Raw genomic sequence first — 24,166 nt, 5'->3', positions numbered from 1 at the left:
GAGTTGTGGGGGGAAGCAGGTAATGGAAATTCCACCGTGGTTTCGAACAGCTATTCAAGGTCGATTGGACTACGTTTCTGCACGATTCGAGCATCATCCTGATCTCAAGCGTGTTCGTGCTGAAGAAAAGAAGGCTTTTCAAGTCTTGTTTGTTGGTATGGATATTGGTCGCATGCCTGAATTTGAAGCTTGGGAGGACAGACATCATTTTAAACAATCGATTATCAATGAGTGGTTATATTTGCAAGGGATGAAGGATGGCTTTCAGCTTGCTGTGGAACTATTGAGCAATCCTGTGCCATTTGATGACGACACACTGTTCAAACCTGAACGCAACGAGCCTGAGGCGTAGACTGCTCATCCGGGAGGGATAAAAAGTGGAAGTGAAAATCAACCGGGAAATCCGGGATTATACGGAAAGCTTGTTCTTCGGACTGTCCTTGCGGCAGTTCTTTTTTTCTATTCTGGCGGTCGCTGCGGCGATTGGACTGTATTTCGGGCTGCGCAGTCATTTCGGACTGGAAACGCTCAGTTGGATGTGCATATTAGGGGCAGCTCCCTGCGCCGCGCTCGGGTTTATCCGCTATCACGGTATGACGGCGGAGCAACTATTGTGGGCGTATGTGAAGTCGGAGTTTCTGATGCCAAGACGGCTTGTCTTTCGCTCGACCAACATATACTACGAAGCGCTGAAAGGAAGCCTCCACAAGCGTGAGCAAGAAAGGATGAAGCGCGATGATTAAGACGCTCAGGCGCACCATGAAGCAGGACAAGGAGCGGTCTGTCATTCCCAAAAGCGTACAACAAGCGATCCCGATCCGCGCCATCTGGCCGGACGGGATTTTTGCTGTCGGCAACAAGTTCGCGAAGTCGTTCCGTTTCGCGGACATAAATTACGCTGTCGCATCGAGAGAGGACAAGGAGACGATGTTCCTTTCCTACTCCGAATTGCTTAATTCGTTTGACAGCGGCGCAACGACGAAGATTACGATTCACAATCGGCGGCTGAATCAGGCAGATGTAGAACGTTCCATTCTTATTCCGCTCCAGCACGACGGGCTGGATGTGTATCGGCAGGAGTACAACGACATGTTGCTTGGTAAAGCGACTGATGGCAACACAAATGGGACGATTCAAGAGAAATACATCACCATCTCCGTGGTTAAAAAGAATGTGGATGAAGCTCGCCATTACTTCGCGCGGGTCGGCACGGAGTTGACGGCGCATTTCTCTCGTCTCGGCTCGAAATGTACCGAGCTTGATGCGACTGACCGCCTGCGCATTCTGCATGACTTCTTCCGGATTGGCGAGGAAGCCGATTTTCGCTTCGACATGCAGGAGATGATGCGCAAGGGTCACGATTTCAAGGATTACATTTGCCCGGACAGCTTCGAGTTTGCCAAAGATCATTTTCGGATGGGCGAATATTACGGTCGGGTCATCTTTCTGCGTGATTACGCCAGCTACATCAAGGACAGCATGGTAGCTGAACTGTGCGACTTGAACCGCAACTTGCTTCTATCGCTCGATGTGATCCCGATTCCGACCGACGAAGCTGTCCGCGAAGTGGAGAATCGACTGCTCGGTGTGGAAACGAACATTACGAATTGGCAACGGCGGCAAAATCGCAACAACAACTTTTCTGCTGTCATCCCTTACGACATGGAGCAGCAGCGCAAAGAAAGCAAGGAATTTCTTAGCGACCTGACCACACGCGACCAGCGGATGATGTTCGGACTACTTACGATGGTGCATGTCGCGGACAGCAAAGAACAACTCGATAGCGATACGGAGACATTGCTCACTACGGCCCGCAAGCATTTGTGCCAGTTTTCTACGCTCTCCTATCAGCAAATGGACGGTTTGAATACGGTGCTGCCGTATGGGCTGCGAAAGGTTCATGCTTTGCGGACGCTCACGACCGAAAGCACGGCGGTCTTTATCCCGTTTAGCGCACAGGAGATCATGCATCCAGACGGCATTTATTACGGGCAGAACGTCATCAGCAAAAATATGATCGTCGCCAATCGCAAGCAATTGCTGAACGGAAATAGTTTCATTCTCGGCGTATCTGGTTCCGGCAAGAGCTTCACCGCAAAGCGAGAAATCGTCAACCATATACTGGCGAGCGATGACGACATTATCCTGATTGACCCGGAGCGGGAGTATTCTGCTCTTGTAAATACGCTAGGTGGCGAGACGATTCACATATCTGCTACTTCGTCGAACCATATCAATGCGATGGATATGAACCGGGATTATGGCGACGGAGCCAATCCGATCATTCTTAAATCGGAATTCGTACTATCGTTGTGCGAGCAGTTGATTGGAGGACATCAGCTTGGAGCCAAGGAGAAGTCGCTCATCGATCGCTGTACCGCCGCAGTGTACCGCAAGTATTTGCAGAGCAACTATAAGGGACAGCCGCCGACATTGCAGAATTTTCATGCGGAGCTGCTCAAACAACCAGAACCGGAGGCGCAGGACATCGCGCTGGCCATTGAATTATTTACTTCCGGCAGTCTGAATACGTTCGCCCAATCGACCAACGTCAACGTCCATAATCGGCTCATTTGCTACGATATTCTCGACTTGGGCAAGCAGCTTCTCCCCATCGGCATGCTGGTCGTACTCGACAACATCTTGAATCGGATTACGCAAAATCGCGCTAGAGGCAAGAATACGTTTATCTTTATTGATGAAATCTACCTTCTGTTCCAGCACGAATACAGCGCCAACTTTCTTTTCACGCTTTGGAAGCGCGTCCGAAAGTATGGCGCTTTTTGCACAGGGATTACGCAAAATGTGGACGATCTGCTGCAAAGTCATACAGCCCGCACCATGCTTGCAAACAGTGAATTCATCGTCATGCTGAATCAGGCCAGTACCGACCGGATTGAGCTTGCCGAGTTGCTCAACATTTCGGACCTGCAACTGTCCTATATTACGAATGTTGACGCGGGGAATGGTCTGATAAAGGTCGGCAGCTCTCTCGTACCGTTTACCGACAAGTTCCCGCGGCACACGAAACTCTATCGTCTGATGACGACGAAGCCTGGGGAGTAATCGTAGAACAGCGGTAAGCGGCTGATCGCAACGAGGATCAACCGCTTACTGTTTTTAACTTTTCAAAGGCTCCTATTCGCTCAGAACCTGAATAACAGAACTAGCACTGTTCAACTTATGGCACGACACGTAAGAATTCATAAACAATTCTCAAGAATCAAGAATATAATCAAATAAAACAAATGAATATATTTCTCTAAAGGCACCATCTTAATTGTTTACTGTAAAAGGATTTTGGCGTCTCATCCGAGTTGTTTTCAAAAACTAATAAATATAAATGCTTCACCCGTGATGCGAGCTGCTGTACGACATCGTTTTGTTCAATCTCTTCCAGACGAAAGCCGCTTACATCGACAAATAGCGGATTAATGAAGCTCGATAAGGTAGTACCTTTTATTAGGTAGTCGAAATACTCACTATTGACGGGGAATCTTGTACTTTTCTCAATTTCAAAGTAAGCTTTACGACAAAAATCCTGAGTGAAAGTTCTTTCAAGAGTTAAGTGCTGTACTTGTTCATTAATTTGCTTGTATGATATCATATCCAAAAATACCTCATAGGCTAAATCATTTACACGACTGACTTGAACGTTAACGAGAGTACCATCGGATCTGCTGATAATGAACACTTCGTCAAAAATTGATCTAAGCATTTCTATTTCCTTACAGGTATGCTCAGTTATAAAGAATGTAGAATCTGTTGAAACAGAAATTCCTAAAGCTCTTTTGTAGAGATAGTGCCGGGCGAGGATTGCTTGGATATTTATCATGTATGATATAATATTTTCGATTACTCTTTTATCGTTTACCACAATTGGCGTATAATGTTCAACGGAAAAGCGGTCAAGTGCTGACACTTCTTTTGAATTAAACATCATTTGTTCGAATTCTAATTGTTTCACTATTCTTCCTCCGTTCTCTACTTAGTTGAAGCTGTAGCTGAACTATGATTCATTATAATCTTTTTGTGTTCGAACAGATTGCCAAAATGATTCCGCCGGAAGCGGCTTGCAAAAATAATAGCCTTGCATGACATGACATCCCTTGGTTTTGAGAAATTCAAATTGCTTTTCGGTTTCCACTCCCTCTGCAATGACATCAAGCTTCAAGCTATGTGCCATCGCAATTATCGACGCGGCAATCACCGCCTCATTCTCGCGTTCCGTAATATCGCTAACAAACGACCTGTCGATTTTTAAACGATCAACAGGAAATCGGCGAAGATAGCTAAGGGAGGAATAGCCGGTACCGAAATCATCGATAGATATTTGGATACCCAGGTTCTTCAATTCCTCCAAGGTCATTACCACTCTCTCGGCATTTTGCATCGCAATGCTTTCGGTAAGTTCGAGTTCCAGCCATTGTGGATTCAATCTGGTCTCCTGCAAGATTTCCTTCACTTTCTGAACAATATCGGCTTGATTAAATTGATATACAGACAAGTTAACGGCTACTCGCATAGGAGAATATCCCACATCCTGCCACACCTTATTTTGCCGGCAAGCTGTGCGAAGCACCCATTCGCCTATGGGAACAATCATACCTGTTTCCTCAGCCAAAGGGATGAATTCCGACGGTGGAACCAGCCCCCTCTTCGGGTGCTGCCATCTTATAAGGGCCTCAGCTCCCGTAACTTGGCCTGATGCAAAGTGTAATTGAGGCTGGTAGACAAGAAACAGCTCATTTCGTTCCAAAGCTTTTCGGAGCTCCTGCTCCGCAGTAAGCCGTGCCGTTGCTTGTGCACTCATAGCCGGGCTAAAAAATTCATAGCTGTTGCGGTGGCTCTCCTTAGCCCGGTACATGGCGGAATCCGCGTTCATCATTAACGTTTGAACGTCCTTTCCATCTTCAGGATAAACACTGATTCCGATACTGGTTGTGACCAAACATTCATGGCCATCAATTATGATCGGGATATTAATAGCATCTATTATGGCTGAGGCCTTTTCAATAATCAGATTTTCACTAGTAACGAAGGGGAGTAAAATGGTGAACTCGTCTCCACCCAAGCGGGAGATGGTTCCTGCTTGACCCATGCACTGTTTCAACCGATCGGCAACGGTTTGCAAAAGGCGATCCCCGAACGAGTGGCCTAAAGAATCATTAATATATTTGAACCGATCCAAATCAAGAAACATCACGGCAAGATTGTGGAAATTGCGTGATGCATGCTCTAAACCTATAGATAAATGGTCCATGAATAGTCTTCGATTCGGCAAATCCGTAAGTGGATCGTGATAAGCCATGTGATTAATGGTTTCTTCCGACTGCTTGTGTTCGGTGATATCTTTGCCAATAGCATAAACACCGACATTATTTCGATCTATAATGATCGGAACGAGCCGAACCTGCAGGTCGACAACATGTCCGCGTTTGTGTCTGATTGGCAGTTCAAAGCTCGACGAGGTTCCCCGTTTGGCACGCACATAGTACCGCAGGTATTCGGTTATATTTCGAGAGGCGATTAAATGATCACAGACTCTTCCCAATAGCTGATTGGAGGAATAGCCTATTAGTGCTTCAGTAGCAGGATTAATGGTCGTCAGTTTGCCTTCCATGTCAAAGGAACAAACGAGATCCGGATTATGATCAAACAACGATTGGTAGCGGTGCCGGCTTTCTTCCAGCATCCTTTGGGAATCTTTACGCTCCGTAATATCTCGAATGATTCCCCGGAATCCCAGTGGATTCGAATCTTCTGTTCCAGGAATCAGCACGATGGACCCCTCTACGGATTTGCGTGTTCCATCTCTGCGAACGACTTCCCATTCAACGCAGTTAACCGCTGTTCCCGTATGAGCTACCCATTGATACGTTTGTTTTAGTCTCGTCTTATCATCCGGGCCCATGAAGTCCGTCATTTTACGTCCCGCCATTTCTTGCACGGAAACACCCAAAATGTCGACAAGCGATTGATTATATACAAGCAAATGACAAGAAGGATCTGCTTCGTAGTAACCATCCTGAATGCTTTCCAACGTTGCCTTGATTTTCTTTTCTTCCATCTCCCAATTTGCAGCATCCTGTAGTCGTATGGAGCTCAAATTGCGTCGAATGGTGAAATAGAGAATGCCGGACGTAGCGAAAATGGCAACTGTGCCTGGAAGTAAGCTGGAGAGTCCGAATTTGAAGCCGAGCAGCAACAAACATGCTAAAAGCATATGGATCGCAACGATGCGCACCGAAATAATGGTGTCTTCTTTTTTTCTTCTCGTATCAACATGCTTCTCCATCGCAGGGTACCTCGACTTCAACAGAATCTAAAGTAAGTTCAAAATCATATCGATCAGTTTAATTCCGATGAAGGGGAATATGACGCCGCCCGCTCCGTAAACCAGAATATTTCGCGACAATAGCTGGCTCGCTCCCCTCGGTTTAACCTTCACACCTCTTAGAGCTAATGGAATTAATAATGGAATGATAACCGCATTAAAAATCAGAGCGGACAAAACGGCACTGGTCGGTGACTGTAAATCCATAATGTTCAAAACCTGAAGCTCGGGAATTACTCCTGCAAACATCGCAGGAATGATGGCAAAATATTTCGAAAAATCATTTGCGATACTAAAGGTGGTAATGGCTCCGCGAGTTATCAAAAGCTGTTTTCCGATGGAAATGACCTTGAGAAGCTTTGTAGGATCGGAATCCAGATCGACCATATTGGCGGCTTCTTTAGCTGCATTCGTCCCGCTGTTCATCGCCAGACCGACGTCTGCTTGGGCTAGCGCGGGAGCGTCGTTCAAGCCATCGCCCGTCATGGCTACCAATTTTCCTTGCGCTTGTTCCTCACGGACAATGCGGATTTTGTCTTCCGGCTTGCTCTCGGCGTAATATTCGTCAATACCGACATCCTTGGCAATCGTAGCAGCAGTAAGCGGATTGTCTCCGGTACACATGATGGTCTTAATCCCCATCTGCTGCAGATCTTGCAAGCGTTCGCGGATTCCGGGTTTAATCGTATCTTTTAAATAAACGAGACCGAGAATGCGATTGTTTTTGCTCACAGCCAGCGGAGTTCCGCCCAGTCTGGAAATACGGTCGCTATGCTCCTGAAGTTGATTCGGAATTTCTCCGCCTCGCTGTATGATATAACTCTTGACCGCATTAACCGCTCCCTTGCGGTAAAAGTTGCCGTTCAAGTTGAGTCCGCTCATCCGCTCTTCAGCCGTAAACGGCATCGCTTCTCCTTGGTATGCCCGTACATCGCTGTTCACATGGTGTTGTTTGGCAAGTTCAAGGATGGAACTTCCTTCAGGCGTATGATCGAATATGGATGAAATAACAGCGACTTCAATCAGCTCCTGTAAAGATGCGCCAGGTAAAGGGATGAATTCTGAAGCCCTGCGATTGCCGTATGTGATCGTCCCCGTCTTATCGAGAATGATCGTATTGATGTCACCCGCCGTCTCCACCGCTTTTCCCGATTTGGCTAAAATGTTGTATCGGGTCACACGGTCTATCCCGGAAATACCTATAGCGGATAGAAGTCCGCCTATGGTCGTCGGAATTAGACATACAAACAGGACGATTAACGTGGTTATGTCCAGTTGAACACCAATGTACGAAGCGAGTGGATGCAAGGTGACGACCACGATCAGAAAAATGAGCGTGAAAACAATCAGAAGCGTGTTCAGCGCGATTTCGTTTGGAGCTTTCTGACGCTTGGCTCCCTCAATCAAGGAGATCATGCGATCAAGGAACGAATGTCCCGGTTCGGAGGTGATCTCCACTTTAAGCCAATCGCTAACCACAGTCGTCCCGCCGGTAACGGAATTTGCCTCCGGCTGCGCCTGTTTGATGAGAGGGGCTGACTCCCCGGTAATCGCCGATTCGTCAACTGCGGCCAAGCCTTCTATGATAACGCCATCTCCGGGAATCACTTCCCCGGCTTGAACGCAGACGATATCTCCTTTACATAGCTCGTCAGCGGCTACCTCTCGAATGGATCCATCCTTGAGAATCTGCCTCGCGAACAGCTCTTTTTTTGTTTTGATCAGGCTGTCTGCTTGCGCCTTTCCCCGTCCTTCGGCTAAAGCTTCTGCAAAATTGGCAAAGAGGATGGTGAACAGTAAAATAACAAACACCCCGACGGTGAATCCGATCGACTGTGTGCTGCCAAAATAGGCAGGAAAAAGAATGATCAGCAGAATCAGCAAGGTTACCGTTTCAAGCACGAATAAAACCGGATTCCACATCATCCGCCGCGGATTGAGCTTGCGTATACATTCCATAAGCGCCCGAGTAACCGTTGCTCTGTTGAATGAATTTCTCCATTCCTGCTTCATGAGGATCACCTTATTCCGTCCGTTGCACTAGCGATTTTGAATGCTGCCCCACCTTCGACAAAGCCGTTTTTGGCTGCATCAATCACGATTTAGCTCCACTCGCGATCATCGAGTTCAAACACAGTATGCAGGGAGCGAACAACTTCATGCAGCTTGGTGCCTTCGATTACGCACGAGATTTTTATTTCAGAAGTGCTGACTGTGTGAATGCTTACGCCGGTTTCGGCAATGGTATGAAACATCGTTGCCGCAATACCTGGAGAACTGACCATTCCTGCCCCGACGATAGATACTTTCACCAAATCGGAATGGGCTTCCAAGTTTTTGAATCCAACGTCTGCCTGGATAAGATCAAGCACACTTTTTGCCTTCTCCAGATCGGCGAGACTAACGGTAAAGGACAGGTCTGCCTTGCCATTCCTTATCCCGCCCTGAACGATAAGATCGACATCAATGTCGTCTTTTGCAAGCGAATTAAAAACCGTGGCGAGTCGGTTGGGGCTTGTTGGCATATCCAATAAGCTTACATGCGCAATAGGCTTGTCGAACGCGATGCCACGAACCACGATTCCTTGTTCCATATCCGTTTCCTCCTTCACTTGCGTCCCTTCATGGTTCGTAAAGCTGGATCGAACGACCAGCTTCACTTTATTTTGTTTGGCACATTCCACTGCGCGGGGGTGGAGAACCGCCGCTCCGAGATGAGCCATTTCCAGCATTTCATCGTACGAGATTTCCTTCAGTTTTCTGGCCAGCTTGACGATGCGGGGATCGGTTGAATAAACACCGTCCACATCCGTATAGATTTCGCACAAGTCTGCCCGAATCGCTGCTGCAAGCGCGACAGCTGTTGTGTCGGAGCCTCCTCGTCCAAGCGTTGTAATCTCGCCATTTTCTGTCGCGCCTTGGAAGCCGGCTATAATGACGACGTTCCCCTGATTTAGCGCATTCCTTATTCGATCTGTCTGAATGTCGATAATCCGTGCCTTCCCATGGTTTGCTTCTGTAAGAATGCCAGCTTGCCATCCGGTTAAAGAGATAGCTTGTTCGCCCAGGACGTGCAGTGCCATGGATAACAGGGCTACCGCAACTTGTTCTCCGGTACTGAGCAGCATATCCATTTCACGTGCTGAAGGAGTTGTCTCCGCGATTTGTTTGGACAACTCGATCAAATCGTCCGTCGTATCTCCCATTGCGGACACCACGACGACGCACTGATGGCCTTCCTGCCTTCGGTCCGCGATCCGTCGCGCAACGCGCTTTATCCGTTCGGCGTCGCCTACGGAACTGCCTCCATATTTCATCACCAATAATGACAACATCATCTCTCCCGTGTATGATTTCGAATTTGTCCCGTAAAACCGTTTACTTAAACTTAATCATGCATAAACTTGTTCTCGATATCGCAATCCAAATGAATAAGCTCCATTTTTTCTCCGGTGCCGATGCAAATGTCCGATTGAATGGAAGTAACGTCGCAACCGACAATTGAGGCAACTTTAGGCTTCAACAGTGCTTGCAAACGTTCGCGATCCATTTCGCATATCGTTTGATGAATGCTTCTGCCGCGTATGGCATGGACAGAGATGGATTGTTCAATTGTTGGAGTCCCTTTGGCAATGATCACAATATGATTTTTAATGACTCTTACTTCAACCTCCTGCGGATGTACGCCGAGCACTTCCCGCTCACATTGCAAATAGGCTTCCTTCAGTTGGTTGGTTAACTCCTGCATCATACATTTCTCCTTCATGTCAGGAAATCAGAATGAGACGTAAGAGTCAGTATGTTCCATGAAATAGATGTGTTCTTTCGGAAAAGGCAAATGAACAGGGGATCTGAGAGTAGGAACACAGTTCAATAACGTCGATTCGGCAAGTTCTTTCCGGAATCTCCCCCATTTCTCTTCCTTCTCTTGAACCAATTGAAAAGCTTGGGCAACATCAAGACCTTTCAGATTCATAAAAACGGAAGCCCATCCGACGAGGTCGAACGTTCTACTGCTGCAAGGCAATCGATATTCGCCCCAACCCCTGAATCCATTACCGGATAGTTTCAGATATCCACAGATGCTATCTTTTTCGTTGTTGGATAATAGACGCTGGGTCAGTTCTTGATCGAAACGAAATACTTCGATGGAACGAATTCTCTCCTCATACCGAAAACCGGACGATTGAAGACCCAGCAGCGGATCCGCTTCTTGTACATGTAACATGCTTGCCACACTCCTAAATGTTTTTTGGGTACGACAAAAAGCCCGAAGAGCAGAGAAACGAGGCTCTCGGGCAGTCTGTTGTCAGTCCATCGGACAAACGCAGCTCGGGTACGGTTCTCTCTCAATGCGCTTACGAGGTTAGCTGTCGGGTTAGGGCTTGAGAGTACCCTTTCCATGTGCTACGCAGACAAGGAATTCACCCCGTGAAACCATGTAAAGGCTTCAGGTTGGTTCCCCCGTTTCCCTTTAGGGAATTCAGCGATTCAATTGATTTTGAAGTTGTTGATAGAGATCATACGCTTTTTTCACGACAATGTAAAAGCCGAATCCGACATCGATTTTTGATTTTTTCGCCTTTTCTCGTGCATGAAAGCGGATGCATTGAACAAAAACTAACCGAGACGGCAATATTTCTGCAAAAAGGTTCCATTATTACGTTTTCGAGTGGTGGAGAATCGACTTAGACAGGATGAACGCTTCTGTTATTCCCTGGACAGGAAGCGATAGCCGATCCCCGGCTCCGTCACAATGAACTTGGGTTGGGTTGAGTCTTCCTCCAGTTTTTTGCGAAGATGCCCGATATACACCCGCAAGTAATGGCTGTCTGACTGATTGTGTTGGCTGCCCCACACTTGTTGTAGCAACTGACGCTGCGTGACGACCTTCCCGGCGTTGGAGGCGAGAATTTTCAACAGATCGTATTCCGTTGGGGTCAGCTTGATTCGTTCTCCCTTCAATTCCACGTTCCGATGTGCCAGGTCGATGGTGAGCTCGCCGAACTGGAAGTGGGGTTCGTTCGCCGATTTGGCCATGTGCCGCAGCGCAACACGTATTCGGGCGACCAGTTCTCCCATTCCGAACGGCTTGGTCACATAATCATCGGCGCCGCTGTCTAATGCGGCGATCTTGTCTTCCTCCCGATCTTTTACCGTTAGGACAATGACCGGCGCATTCGACCATTCCCGGATGCGGCCAAGAATATCCATACCGGACATGTCAGGCAATCCGAGATCAAGAACAATCAAGTCCGGCAATATCAAGGAAGCCTGATGCAGACCTTCCTCTCCGGTCGAGGCTTCATAGATGGCATATTGATGGGCTTGCAGGGTTACCTTTAGAAGCTTGCGAATTTGGGGTTCATCATCGACGATTAAAATGCGAGCCCCATTTTCTTTAGTGGTCATGATTCTAGATGCCCCTTTCTTAAAAATGTTGCATACTTGTCGTCTTGCTTGTTAAAGGGAAGCATGATCGTTATAATGGTCCCTCGCTGCTCGTTCGGCTTCGCCGAAATCGTTCCCCCATGAAGCTCGACGATTCCTTTGCATATGGCAAGTCCTAAACCCGTACCGGTTATTTGCTTCGCCGCGGCTGAACGGTAAAACTTTTCGAATATCCGATCATGTTCGTCCTCTTCCAGTCCAATCCCTTTATCGGAGACTGAGATGACAACGTCATCTTCCTCGGTTTGTACAGACAGGACGATTTCACTGTAATCCGGACTGTATTTGATCGCGTTGCTGACCACATTGACCAACATTTGCTCCAGCAACACTTCATCGCCCAGCACTATAATGGGGTCGTCATCCGGCAGCTCGGCGCGGAGCTTGCGATGTTGTTGAAAGTCCTTGACTTGAGTCAACGTAACGCCGATTAAGTCCTCCACATCGCACCAGTTTTTCCTAAGGCGCAGCATCCCGCTTTCAAGTTGAACCATGCTGAGCAAATTTATCACCAGTCGATTCATGCGAAGAGCACCGTCCCGGATCGTGAAAAGAAGCTCCATGCGATCCTCCGAAGAGAATAGATGCTCGCCCTCGATCAGACCGGTTGCCGAGCCGATGATGGCTGCTAGTGGGGTGCGCAGCTCATGGGAAACCGAATTCAGAATCGCGGTACGAAGCCGTTCCGACTCTGCTGTAAGATGAGCAATCTTGGCTTCCTCCGCCAGCTTGACGCGAGCTATTGCGCTCGCCGCCAAGCCTGCGAGCGCTTCGAGGAGCTGCATTTGCTCGGTTGAGATCCCATTTAGTGTTTGTTTTGGATAGAATACCATGACACCATAGATGCGTTTCTCAGCCCGAAGCGGAATAAAGTTACCCGGTGATTCGTTCAAGTCGGCCGTCTCGCCGTGTTCAAACATTCGCTGCGCGACAGAGAGCTCCGCATTCTTTTGGCTATCGTCGGGATGCTCGGCGGTCCGATGGGCAAGAACCAGGTTGTTCCGGTTATTGGTCAAATAGATCGCGATTTCTGTCTCCAGGGTTTGTGAAACTTGTAGAGAAAAATGGTCAAGCATGGAATCGATATCCGCGATCGCGCTCATCTGCTTGCTAAGCGCGTACAGCGCAGCGGTATGTGCCTCTTTTTGCTTGGAATAATGGACCTGCCGTTTCAGCCTAGCCGCCAAGCTTGCCGTTAATGTCGCAACCGCCAAATAAACGCCAAATGAAACCAGATAGCGCAAGTCTGACACGGCAAAACTTGCAACGGGAGGCACGAAGAAAAAGTCAAAGGCCAACACTCCCAGGATCGCTGAGTAGAGAGCAGGGCGCAAACCCCCGTAGACGGCATTGAAAAGAACCGGAAGCAAATAAATAATGGCGATATTGACCAAATCGAAAGCAAGACCAAACGGTTTTAGTACGAAGGTCATGAGAACGATTAGTACCGTTGTGAATAGGTACGCTCGCAACGAAATCCATATTGCTTTCCATTTCGACATAACGAATCACACCCTGCTTTTTCTGAAGTTCCTCCCATTAGGTTACTGTAAAAAAGGAGTAAAATAAACCGGCTTTAGGCGTAAAAATTCCGTAAAAAAATATGAAAAGTCTTAAAAAGATGAGCATATTCGAGGAAAATGAAGATCTCGAACAAAAATGAAGCCATTACAAGCATAGATGACACAATCTAATCAGTTATGCAATGTGCTGCACTTTACAGTATTTTGGTCTCGGAGTAACATACGATCCATGATTTGAATCGCTTTTCAATTAAGAATTAGCATTCGCTTAATTGCCATTCAGGCAAACGGGGGAACCAACTACGGGACGGAACTTGTGTGAGAGCAAGCAGCCAATCCGGATGGGGTGAATCCATCTGCTTATGCGGAGCATAAGCGAGGGTAGGGCGACTCTCACCGTCCGAATCCGTCAGCTAACCTCGTAAGCGTGGAAGCAGCTCTTTGTCAAAAGTGTTGCTTATGGAGAGAGAGGATGATGAAGCTTGTGATCGTAAGTTTCGACCACAGGGCTTATGCCTCTGTGGGTTTTCGTTTGCTCATTTCGGAAAAAAATGATCATCGTTTAAATCGCTGAATTCTTCGTTTCAGGACGAAGGAGCGGGGGAACCAGTAGAAGCCAGGCTTGTCGGCTTCATGGGGTGAATCGCTGGTAAATCCGGTGTAGGGCGACTCTTGCGCCCGAATCCGACAGCTAACCTCGCAAGCGTCTTAAGAGAGGCAACAATTGTCGTAATTAGACACGGTGCTTTACTGTGCCTAAGAAGCTGACGAAGAGTTCCTCTTCCGAAAGCTTCTTTTTTGTTGCCTGAACAAAGATGGAGGAGATCGGTCATGGTATCCCATGATAATGAATTTATTGTCGTATCCGCGCCCAATAAAGCCGGAGTGCAATTTATCAAAACTTTAAAATTTAAAGGAGTGCCTTTTGCCGCGATTACAAATAATGAAACGGAAAAGTCACGATTGGAACATTTAGGAGTAAAGAATCTCATTACGGTGGATACTACAGAGCGTGAGAGATGGATCATTCCTGAACTATCAATCGGTAAAGTTTTTTTGTTCGAGCGTAGTTTGCCTCTTTGTTGCAAATACATTCAGATCTGTCGTTCTTGGACGGGAAAGCCGATTTACGTCATCACAGAGAGCAGTAATTCCAGGCTCATCTATAAAGGGCTAGGGGCCAATTATGTGATCCACTCCAATAGTGATGATGTTTCATTTTTGCTTGATTAGCTTGGGCAGAAGGTTACGAGGAGGAGTGAATGGAAATGATGGATCTGTTTATGGTTTTGGCGCTGGCAGGGACCTATTTATTATTTTGCGGTTTTCTGGCTTGGTGCGGACGAGTTGTGGGTGAATCAGGGGGAGAACGCCAATGATCATGGTAATCGTGTTTACTGTTTTCATTTTTCTGTATTTAGTCTATGCGCTTGTGAATACGGATAAATTCTAAATCGTTACATGAGTGTACAAAATGAAGCTTACGATGCTGGCTTTCCAATGGAAAGCCTTTAGGAGGAAATACAATGGCCATTTTGCAATTTGTGGCGGTCATTCTGATTTTGCTTTTGACCGTCAAGCCTTTGGGAACCTATATCTTTCATATTTTTTCCAATCAGGCCAATCGGACGGATAATATATTCGGGCCAGTGGAGAAGATCATTTATTGGCTGACCGGTCTAAAAAACCGTTCGGAAATGAACTGGAAACGGTACACGCTGAGTTTAATTTTGACCAACGTTGTACTGGTGGCTGTCAGTTATCTCATTTTACGGATTCAAAACATCTTGCCGATCAACCCAAATGGAATCGACAAGATGGAATCCACACTTTCCTTTAATACCGTCATCAGCTTTATGACGAATACGAATTTGCAACATTATAGCGGTGAAACAGGATTGTCATATTTCTCGCAAATGGCCGTCATTATGATGATGATGTTTACTTCAGCTGCAACCGGAATCGTCGTCGCGATCGCATTCATTCGCGGCATAACGAGTAAAGGCAAGACGCTTGGCAACTTTTTTAGCGATTTTGTCAAGGCGCACACCCGCTTGCTTATTCCGTTAGCCATTATCGTTACACTCGTGTTGGTCGGTTTGAAAGTGCCGCAGACATTGGATCCAACCATTCAAGCTACGACGCTTGAAGGAGCGTCGCAACAAATCGCGACTGGTCCTGTCGCTTCACTCGTATCCATTAAGCATTTGGGAACGAACGGGGGAGGATTCTTCGGTGTAAACTCCTCACACCCGTTTGAAAATCCGAATCCGTTAACCAATGTGATTGAGATGCTATCCATGTGGTGCATACCCGCCGCGCTTACTTACACATTCGGCAGGTTCGCCAAAAATAGAAAACAGGGCTGGGTTATTTTTAGCGCTATGCTAATTTTGTTCGTAGCCTTCCTGTCGGTTGTCTATACCTCGGAATTGAGAGGAAATCCAGCGTTAAATGCGCTGGGGATGGATGCTTCGCAGGGCAGTATGGAAGGGAAGGAAGTTCGGTTCGGAATTGCGCAATCTGCTTTGTTCACAACGGTAACCACCGCTGCAACAACGGGAACTGTTAACAACATGCACGATACATTAACGCCTTTAGGCGGTCTGGTGCCGCTGTCACAAATGATGTTGAACTGCGTGTTCGGTGGCGACGGCGTCGGGCTGGTCAATATGCTGATGTACGCCATTTTGGGGGTATTTCTTTGCGGACTAATGGTTGGACGTACGCCGGAGTTCATGGGACGGAAAATTGAAGCCCGCGAGATGAAGCTTATCGCCATTGCTATTTTAGCCCATCCGCTCATTATTCTTGCTCCAACAGCCATCGCATTTCTCACCGATTTGGGCAAAGGTGCGATTAGCAATCCGGGCTTCCACGGGATTTCACAGGTACTGTACGAATATACCTCTTCGGCCGCGAACAATGGTTCCGGATTTGAAGGATTGGCTGATAATACAACGTTCTGGAATGTCTCTACAGGTTTGGTCATGCTGTTCGGACGGTATATTTCCATTGTTGCGCTGCTTGGCGTTGCCGGTTCTTTGGCCGCAAAGCAATGGGTGCCGGAAACAATAGGTACGCTGCGTACGGACAATAAACTGTTTGTTGGGATACTGGTAGGAACCGTTTTGATTATTGGGGCGTTGACCTTTTTACCAGCCCTTGTGCTTGGCCCCATCGCGGAACACTTGACACTCCTTAAATAGAAGAGGTGAGGAAATGAATACGAAACGAAAAAGCTTGTTATCAGCGGGTATGCTTAAAAAAGCAATTGTAGATAGCTTCATGAAATTGAATCCGGTCGCGATGATGAAAAATCCGGTGATGTTCGTCGTAGAAGTGGGAACATTCGTCGTTTTGTTGATGACGCTGTTTCCGGGTTATTTCGGTATCGAAGGGCGTACAGGGTTCAATGTAACTGTATTTCTGATCCTCCTCGTTACTGTATTATTCGCCAACTTTGCCGAAGCATTGGCCGAAGGCAGGGGGAAAGCTCAGGCCGACTCGCTCAAGAAAACAAAAAAAGAAGTGACAGCCAATAAAGTGATCGGTAGTGGAATAAAAGTAGTTCCATCTATAGAGTTGCGCAAGGGCGACGTGGTTGTCGTCTCACAAGGGGAAATGATCCCAGGAGACGGTGATGTGATCGAAGGTCTGGCTTCTGTAGACGAATCTGCCATTACCGGTGAATCGGCCCCCGTTATTAAAGAAGCGGGTGGTGACTTTAGCTCAGTTACCGGCGGCACACGGGTGGTCAGCGATCGAATTACCGTACGGATCACAAGTGACCCTGGCGAATCGTTCATCGATCGCATGATCTCTTTGGTAGAAGGCGCAAAGCGCCAGAAAACACCGAATGAAATTGCACTGAACACGCTATTAATCAGCTTAACACTCATCTTTCTGATCGTTGTGGTGACATTGGCGCCGATGGCCAATTATCTGGAGATTAAACTGGAGATCCCCGTATTGATATCGTTATTGGTATGTCTCATTCCAACGACGATAGGCGGTTTATTATCTGCCATCGGGATTGCCGGGATGGACCGGGTCACCCAGTTCAATGTGCTTGCGATGTCAGGGAAAGCGGTTGAGGCGGCTGGCGACATCAATACGATGATTCTCGACAAAACGGGTACGATTACATTCGGAAATCGGATGGCCAGTGAATTTATCGCAGTGGGAAATGAGTCCACTTCAACTGTGGCACAGTGGGCGGCAGTAGGTTCCATGAAAGATGAAACTCCTGAAGGCAGATCCGTGCTAGAACTGATGAAAAAAGAAGGATTGTCCTTTAACGAGCTGCTTTCGGACGGAGCTGAATTTATCGAGTTTAAAGCAGAAACCCGCATGAGCGGCATGGATTTACAAGACGGGCGCAAAATTCGTAAAGGTGCGGTTGACGCGATTAAGAAATGGGTTAGCGCTCAGGGGGGCAGTATTCCTAATGATTTGGATCAGAAGGGAAACGCGATTGCCTCGGAGGGGGGAACGCCACTGGCCGTTGCCGTTGATAAACAGATTTTCGGTTTGATTTATTTGAAGGATACGGTGAAACCTGGTATGCGGGAGCGTTTTGACCAGCTTCGAAAAATGGGGATCAAAACGATCATGTGTACGGGAGACAATCCGTTGACGGCTGCGACGATTGCACGCGAAGCTGGGGTGGATGATTTTATTGCCGAAAGCAAGCCGGAAGACAAAATTGCCGTCATCAAGCGGGAGCAGGCGGAAGGAAAACTGGTGGCCATGACCGGAGACGGGACGAACGATGCCCCTGCACTGGCACAGGCGGATGTAGGGCTCGCCATGAACAGCGGCACGACGGCGGCGAAGGAAGCGGCGAATATGGTTGATCTCGACTCCGATCCTTCGAAGATCATCGAAGTGGTGGCAATTGGCAAGCAACTATTAATGACGCGCGGCGCATTAACCACATTTAGCATTGCGAACGATATCGCCAAATATTTTGCGATCATCCCGGCGATGTTCATGCTGGCAATTCCGGAAATGAACGTGTTGAATATTATGGGACTGGGCACACCGATGTCCGCTATATTGTCCGCGCTCATTTTTAACGCGATTATCATTCCGCTGTTGATTCCGCTAGCGATGAAGGGGGTTGCGTACAAACCGATGGGCTCCGCGCAGTTGCTCAGCCGAAATCTTTTCGTTTACGGTTTAGGCGGTGTGATCGCACCGTTTATCGGAATCAAATTGATTGACTTGGTTGTCCACTTGTGGGTGTAGATAATCGACGAACGTGAAGATAGGATGAAGAGAACCAGAGAGGAATGAAAAAGGATGAATAAAACGGACCATTTTCCTGGACAATCGGGCGGATCGTATCTGTTTTCGATCGTGCGGATCAGTATTTTGTTTGTTGTGCTATGCGGTATTATCTATCCGTTAGCATGCACAGGAATCGCTCAAGTGTTGATGCCGGGCAATGCCAATGGCAGCTTGATTAAAAACAGCAGTGGAGAAATTGTCGGATCCGAACTGATCGGGCAACAATTTACCGATCCGAAATATTTTCAAGGCCGGGTTTCGAGCATCGAATACAAAGCGGAAGCTTCCGGTTCCAATAATTATGGACCTTCCAACCCGGATCTGGTAAAACGGACGCAAGAGTCTATTGAAGAATGGAAAAAAAACAACCCGGATGTACCGGTCAGCCGATTGCCTATTGCGCTGATCACAAACTCCGGTTCAGGATTGGATCCTCATATTACGCCGGAATCGGCCAAGGTACAAGTGCCACGCATCAGCAAATTGACAGGCCTATCCACGAATGAGTTGGAAAATTTGGTGAACGAGCATACGGAAAGCCGCGATTTGGGGATTTTCGGGGAACCCAGAGTCAATGTGCTGAAATTGAATATCGCACTGAGCGAACTCATCAAAAAGTAAGGTTATGCATGCCCTGCCTATCCCAAATAGGCGGGGTTATCGCGTTTTACTGTGAGGGACGCGAAGGGAGAAAAGTATGGAGAGTTTTAGAAGAAAAACAGCTGAAGAAATCTTGTATTCCATTTCCAAGCTTCATCGTGGACATTTAAAGATCTACATTGGTGCAGTCAGTGGCTCTGGTAAAACCTATCATATGCTTCGGGAAGGTCAACACCTTAAGCAGCAGGGAATTGACGTTGTTATCTGTGCGGTTTCAACGAGGCAGCGACCGGAAACCATGGAACAACTCGGAGATTTGGAACGTGTGCGAAGCATCCACTGGATGAAGGATGGAACAGAGCGTAAAGACTTGAACCTTGACGCCTTGATTAAACGTAATCCGGAAGTGGTATTGGTCGACGGGCTTGCCCATCGCAATCGAAAGGAGGCCCGATTTCCGACACGTCTTGAGGATATCAAATATTTGCTGAATCATGGGATCAGCGTCATTACAACGATCAATGTATATGAATTAGAAGGTGCGACAGAACTGGCGCAAAAGTGGACCGGTGTCGTAGTGGAGGAGACAGTCCCCACAGATACGTTGGAATTTGCCGATGAGATTCGATTGATTGATGTATCGCCGGAAACCATTTTAAAGCGTTTGGAAGAGGGACACGTGAACAGTGACTCCACACCCTTATTATTTAAACGAAGCAATATCGGGAAATTGAGAGAACTGGCTTTGCGGCTTGTGGCTGAAGACGTCAACGATTCGTTGGAAAAATACCGCGAAGAACAGGGGTTAATCGGGCCGTCCGGAGCGGCGGAACGTATCCTTGTATCGGCGCAATATCATTGGAACGGATCGATTCATATCCGCCGCGGTCAACAAATTGCCAAACGATTGGGCGGAGATTTGCTTATCGTTAGCTTTGTTCCTCCGAAAAAAACGCTATCGAGAGAAGCAGCCACTTTTAAACGTTCCATTATTAAGCTTGTAGAAAAAATAGGAGCGAAGTTTGAAGAACTTCCATTGCCACACAGATGGCTGCTCCCCCGCACTTTAGTGCACTACGCAGCCCAGCATGGGGTGACGAGAATTGTACTCGGTCATTCCAAGCAAAGCCGATGGCAGGAGCTGTGGAGGGGATCGATTGCAAATGGCATTCTCAAAAAAACGAAAAAGACGGATATCTATTTCGTTGCGGATCGTGCTGAAAAGGAAGGGGAGCGGATATTACCGACCAAGATGCAGGCGACAAATCGCTCGGAGGATCATTACCGCAGGCTTAGCGATCAGGAAGTGGAGAAAAAAATGGGGGAACTGCGAAGAGGACGTTTTAAGGTCCTCATTGGCGCTGCACCCGGTGTCGGGAAAACGTATACGATGCTCCGCGAAGGGAATGACCTGCTGAAAAAAAGAATTGATGTCGTAATTGGGCTTCTGGAAACGCATGGCCGAAAAGATACGATGGCGCAAGTCGGTTCGCTGCAAACAATTCCTCGGGCTAAATTCGAATACCGAGGTACGAGCTTGGAAGATCTGGATGTCCAAGCAATCGTTCGCCGCAATCCGGAAGTGGTGCTTGTGGATGAACTGGCGCATACGAATGTGCCCGGCAGTAAGAACAAAAAAAGGTATGAAGATATTGTTGAAATTTTGAATGCAGGCGTTTCCGTTATTTCAACGATGAATGTACAGCATTTGGAAAGTCTGAACGATGCTGTTGAGCAGATCACCGGAGTCCGTGTCCGGGAAACCATCCCGGACAGCGTTTTGGGCATGGCCGATGAGGTTGAACTTATTGATGTTGCTCCGAAATCGCTACAGCAACGAATGAGAGAAGGGAAGATTTACGCGCTGGATAAAGTGGATCAGGCGCTAGGCAACTTTTTTAAAACGGGTAATTTGATTGCTCTGCGTGAATTGGCTCTTCGGGAAATCGCCGATGATGTGGACGAAAGATTGGAAGCTTGGGAAAGAAACGATTCGCTTCGCGGACCGTGGAGAAGGCGGGAGACCGTTTTCGTCGGAGTAACAACCAGTTCCAACGCCGAGCGATTAATCAGGCGAGGGTTTCGAATCGCTTATCGTTTAAAGGCTGACTGGGTTGTAACGTATGTTCACGATCATGCTGTGGTTGCTGATGAGTTGAAAAAGCGCATCAAAGTGTTGGAAGACTTGACAGCGCGGTTGGGCGGCAGGTTCATAATGCTGTTTGCCCGGAATCGGAGGCAAATTCCATATATGTTGCTGAACAAAGCTAACGATATTCAAAGTACACAAATAATTATCGGACAATCCAAGCGGATCTTGTGGGAAAAAATATGGAAACCACCAGTGATTAGGCCGATTTTGCGTCATGGGCGTCATATGGATGTGTTGATCGTGGCCGATTTTGATCCTCTCATTCAACTGGAAGAAACGTAGCGTTCTATATGTTATCTGAGGTTTGCCTTAATCAAAACGAAGGATTACGCAATAGGTACTTTTGGGGAGGAGTGAGATGTGTATTCACTCGAAGGACGACTTGTTATACTAGCTAGCGGCGGAAATCTTAATGCATTTGTGGAATTGGTTAACATGTACAAAGATAAAATATATGACGTGGCTTCTCGTATGTTAAAAAGTGGGCATGATGCGGAAGAGGTTGTGGCCGAAACTTTTATTCTTGTGTATCAAAATCTCAATAATGTCGATCTTTGTAATCATCTAAAAATCTGGATATTTAAGGTTGCTATGAATTCATGCTTGCAACGACTGCGGAAGCAGAAAGAAGCTTGGACACAGACGGAAGCAGCTTGTGAAACAGGATGCTTAACAGGCACACAGCAACAAGTGAATCAAGCCATTGATGCTTTACCAGAAAAACATAGGATGGTTGTTATTCTTTTTTATTGTCACCGCTTTTCACTGGGAGATGTAAGTAAAATATTAAATATGGATGTTGGAACGATCAAAACATATTTGCGCTATTGTCGAGAGTTTATCAGTGAAAGAGTAACCTATCATTGAGGATCTTGATAGATAAGGAGTTGGGAATATTGCCACTCTGGAATGTGAACGGGACTTCACTGTACTTTGAAGTTTATGGTAGAGGAACTCCCCTTATTTTTATTCATGGTTTTGGATTAACTCACGAGATGTTTGGGCCTCAGATAGAATTTTTCAAGAGATCATGTAAAATTGTACTTGTTGATCTAAGGGGAAACGGACAATCGGGGAAATTAATGGTTCCTAATGATAGCATCATTGAAACCCAATGTGAAGATCTCAGCATACTGCTTGCTTATTTGGGTATTAAACGAGCTGTACTCGTTGGCGTTTCGTATGGCGGTGTATTGGCCCAAAAATTCTCGCAATTATTTCCGGATCAAGTAAGTGCAATCATCATATCTGATAGCTTTAGTAAAAATGTCATGACAACCATTCCGGGAAAAATGTTATATGCGATAACTGCCGTCGGTTGGCTATCCTACTACTTGCCTGGTGAATTCTTTATACGCTCACTTAAGATTATGTATTACAGGTGGGACTTGGCTTACCGTGCGATAAGAAAAGGGATTCTGGAAAAAAGATCCAGAGAATTGCATAAACAGAGGATAGCTGTCAGTAGGATTGACTATACCCATTTTCTTCCCCTGATTGAAGTGCCCGTGTTGTGTATTGTAGGAGCAAATACACTTACAGGAGTTAGGCATATGAAGGAGACCGCGAAGTTGCTTGCTAATGTACGCTTTGAAGTTATTGAGGACTCTTATGATCCTAGCAATTTGTGTCAGCCACAACGATTTAATGAGAGTGTCCAACACTTTTTAGAGGAAAATCATTTAATAGAAACTAACGGGCTGATCCAAAGGTACTCTTAAGGACGAAAGTTTTGAGTATCCATACGAATTCAAATTCATATTTATGTGTAGCAGGATAAATCGTCGACTAAATTCATACTGGAAGAGGCAAAGCTGACCGAAAGGCAGTGACGCAAAGCCACGGATCTTCTCACTGTTCAAGTGATGACCGCCGGGTTACCCAATTTGCCAAACACGGCCTATGGGGTCGTGTTTTTGTTATTTGGAGGATTGGAGGGGAATAAGATATCCAAGCAGAATTTCATTCGAAATTGTCTACGATGGCTGGTAAAGCGAATATAAAAGTTGTGCTAGCTGACAACGACAGGGAATGGTGCCGTCGCTTTACTGGTTTGCTCGCAAAAGCGACGGATATTCATCTCATTAACATTTCCGTTACAAAAGAAGAGGCGCTGCGAGCTAGTTTACAGTTGGACGTGGATGTTGTGGTGGTGAATACAACACTTGGGTCGTCCGGGCACGATGGGCTAGATGCTTCCAAGGACATTCTTGCAAAAAAAGATATTCCAATTATTATCGTGGCCTCAAGTACAGACCCCGAAGTTGTTGTCGAAGCAATAACAGTCGGAGCGGTAAACTTTATAAGTAAAACCTATACGGGCGACATCATCATCGCAATTCGGGAAGCGTATCACCGTAGCTCCTCGTTACATCCGATAGCATCGAAGGTACTTCGCGAGGAACTCACCCGGTTGAAGCGTAAGGAACTTTGCTGTAAGCTGACCGTGACTGAAAAGGAAGTGCTGCAATTAATCGCTTGGGGCCATTCCAAATCCAAGTTGATTCAGTTGATGGGTATTTCACCTAATACAATGAAGACGCATGTTCGTCATATTAGTAGAAAGCTCGGTACGAAATCCATTAAAGAAGCAGCAGTAAAGGCAAAACGACTTGGACTAGAGAAACACTCGGACAATAAGGAGCACGATACCCGGTGACGATTTTCGATTTATTTCGACAAGGTTCTAAAGCATTAGGGTGACTAAAAAATCATCCTGCCGGATGGTATCGAAAATTGATAAAATTAGGTATAAGGTGGGATAGGAATTGATAGAAATGGCCCACTATGAATAGGAGGGATTTGTGG

At 46.8% G+C, this 24,166-nt stretch carries 19 protein-coding genes and 4 riboswitches; of the genes, 11 read left to right on the top strand and 8 right to left on the bottom strand.

What is annotated here, in order from left to right:
• Positions 1–22: 22 nt before the first annotated feature.
• From MHH60_RS28415 to MHH60_RS28405, 3 genes are read left to right on the top strand one after another with little or no spacing between them, the layout of a single operon-like run.
• The gene (locus MHH60_RS28415) at positions 23–352 is read left to right on the top strand and encodes a hypothetical protein (RefSeq protein WP_076119667.1); all 330 of its coding nucleotides are present in this window, start codon (positions 23–25) and stop codon (positions 350–352) included.
• A 25-nt stretch (positions 353–377) separates the two neighbouring features.
• Positions 378–743, top strand: a complete 366-nt coding sequence (locus MHH60_RS28410; protein WP_076119666.1) for a PrgI family protein — start codon at positions 378–380, stop codon at positions 741–743.
• Positions 736–3,066, top strand: a complete 2,331-nt coding sequence (locus MHH60_RS28405) for a VirB4-like conjugal transfer ATPase, CD1110 family (RefSeq protein ID WP_076119665.1) — start codon at positions 736–738, stop codon at positions 3,064–3,066. The genes MHH60_RS28410 and MHH60_RS28405 overlap by 8 nt, the downstream gene beginning before the upstream one ends.
• 196 nt (positions 3,067–3,262) lie before the next feature.
• Here MHH60_RS28405 and MHH60_RS28400 read toward each other — a convergent pair whose 3' ends face one another.
• The 8 genes from MHH60_RS28400 to MHH60_RS28365 form a co-directional block, all read right to left on the bottom strand.
• Positions 3,263–3,967 carry a hypothetical protein gene (locus MHH60_RS28400; protein ID WP_076119664.1) on the bottom strand — a complete coding sequence of 235 codons (705 nt, stop codon included), beginning with the start codon at positions 3,965–3,967 and terminating at the stop codon, positions 3,263–3,265.
• A 42-nt stretch (positions 3,968–4,009) separates the two neighbouring features.
• Positions 4,010–6,298, bottom strand: a complete 2,289-nt coding sequence (locus MHH60_RS28395) for a sensor domain-containing protein (protein ID WP_076119663.1) — start codon at positions 6,296–6,298, stop codon at positions 4,010–4,012.
• Between the two features lie 27 nt (positions 6,299–6,325).
• A complete protein-coding gene (gene kdpB / locus MHH60_RS28390; RefSeq protein WP_076119662.1) occupies positions 6,326–8,350 on the bottom strand; it encodes a potassium-transporting ATPase subunit KdpB in 2,025 nt (674 codons plus the stop codon).
• 89 nt (positions 8,351–8,439) lie between these two features.
• Complete coding sequence (locus MHH60_RS28385; protein ID WP_076119661.1) at positions 8,440–9,669, bottom strand: aspartate kinase; 1,230 nt, start codon at positions 9,667–9,669, stop codon at positions 8,440–8,442.
• 56 nt (positions 9,670–9,725) lie between these two features.
• A complete protein-coding gene (locus MHH60_RS28380; RefSeq protein ID WP_081388994.1) occupies positions 9,726–10,103 on the bottom strand; it encodes a Na-translocating system protein MpsC family protein in 378 nt (125 codons plus the stop codon).
• 9 nt (positions 10,104–10,112) lie between these two features.
• Positions 10,113–10,565, bottom strand: a complete 453-nt coding sequence (locus MHH60_RS28375; RefSeq protein ID WP_076119659.1) for a hypothetical protein — start codon at positions 10,563–10,565, stop codon at positions 10,113–10,115.
• Positions 10,566–10,676: 111 nt separating this feature from the next.
• A riboswitch (cyclic di-AMP (ydaO/yuaA leader) is annotated at positions 10,677–10,836 on the bottom strand.
• Between the two features lie 211 nt (positions 10,837–11,047).
• Positions 11,048–11,749, bottom strand: a complete 702-nt coding sequence (locus MHH60_RS28370) for a response regulator (protein ID WP_076119658.1) — start codon at positions 11,747–11,749, stop codon at positions 11,048–11,050.
• On the bottom strand, positions 11,746–13,290 hold the full coding sequence (locus MHH60_RS28365) for an ATP-binding protein (protein ID WP_076135372.1): 1,545 nt from the start codon (positions 13,288–13,290) through the stop codon (positions 11,746–11,748). The genes MHH60_RS28370 and MHH60_RS28365 overlap by 4 nt, the downstream gene beginning before the upstream one ends.
• Positions 13,291–13,566: 276 nt before the next feature.
• Positions 13,567–13,754, top strand: a riboswitch (cyclic di-AMP (ydaO/yuaA leader).
• A gap of 115 nt (positions 13,755–13,869) precedes the next feature.
• Positions 13,870–14,033: riboswitch (cyclic di-AMP (ydaO/yuaA leader) on the top strand.
• A 109-nt stretch (positions 14,034–14,142) separates the two neighbouring features.
• Between MHH60_RS28365 and MHH60_RS28360 the strand changes: the two genes are divergently transcribed.
• From MHH60_RS28360 to MHH60_RS28325, 8 genes are all read left to right on the top strand, one after another.
• A complete protein-coding gene (locus MHH60_RS28360; protein ID WP_076119656.1) occupies positions 14,143–14,544 on the top strand; it encodes a hypothetical protein in 402 nt (133 codons plus the stop codon).
• Positions 14,545–14,837: 293 nt separating this feature from the next.
• Positions 14,838–16,520: a potassium-transporting ATPase subunit KdpA gene (kdpA, locus tag MHH60_RS28355; RefSeq protein ID WP_076119655.1), complete on the top strand. Its 1,683-nt coding sequence runs from the start codon at positions 14,838–14,840 to the stop codon at positions 16,518–16,520.
• A gap of 13 nt (positions 16,521–16,533) precedes the next feature.
• The gene (kdpB, locus tag MHH60_RS28350; protein ID WP_076119654.1) at positions 16,534–18,564 is read left to right on the top strand and encodes a potassium-transporting ATPase subunit KdpB; all 2,031 of its coding nucleotides are present in this window, start codon (positions 16,534–16,536) and stop codon (positions 18,562–18,564) included.
• Between the two features lie 54 nt (positions 18,565–18,618).
• The gene (gene kdpC, locus MHH60_RS28345) at positions 18,619–19,227 is read left to right on the top strand and encodes a potassium-transporting ATPase subunit KdpC (RefSeq protein WP_076119653.1); all 609 of its coding nucleotides are present in this window, start codon (positions 18,619–18,621) and stop codon (positions 19,225–19,227) included.
• A 76-nt stretch (positions 19,228–19,303) separates the two neighbouring features.
• On the top strand, positions 19,304–21,640 hold the full coding sequence (locus tag MHH60_RS28340) for a histidine kinase (RefSeq protein WP_076119652.1): 2,337 nt from the start codon (positions 19,304–19,306) through the stop codon (positions 21,638–21,640).
• A 78-nt stretch (positions 21,641–21,718) separates the two neighbouring features.
• A complete protein-coding gene (locus tag MHH60_RS28335) occupies positions 21,719–22,225 on the top strand; it encodes a sigma-70 family RNA polymerase sigma factor (protein WP_076119651.1) in 507 nt (168 codons plus the stop codon).
• A gap of 44 nt (positions 22,226–22,269) precedes the next feature.
• Positions 22,270–23,079 carry an alpha/beta fold hydrolase gene (locus tag MHH60_RS28330; RefSeq protein WP_283936254.1) on the top strand — a complete coding sequence of 270 codons (810 nt, stop codon included), beginning with the start codon at positions 22,270–22,272 and terminating at the stop codon, positions 23,077–23,079.
• A 76-nt stretch (positions 23,080–23,155) separates the two neighbouring features.
• Positions 23,156–23,243, top strand: a riboswitch (cyclic di-GMP riboswitch).
• A gap of 96 nt (positions 23,244–23,339) precedes the next feature.
• On the top strand, positions 23,340–24,017 hold the full coding sequence (locus MHH60_RS28325; RefSeq protein ID WP_143766699.1) for a response regulator transcription factor: 678 nt from the start codon (positions 23,340–23,342) through the stop codon (positions 24,015–24,017).
• Positions 24,018–24,166: the final 149 nt, after the last annotated feature.

The sequence above is a fragment of the Paenibacillus sp. FSL H7-0716 genome (assembly GCF_038002705.1).
Lineage (GTDB): Bacteria > Bacillota > Bacilli > Paenibacillales > Paenibacillaceae > Paenibacillus_AQ > Paenibacillus_AQ odorifer.
Note: the sequence above shows the minus strand (reverse complement) of the source record. Positions and strands in the feature narration are given on the sequence as shown.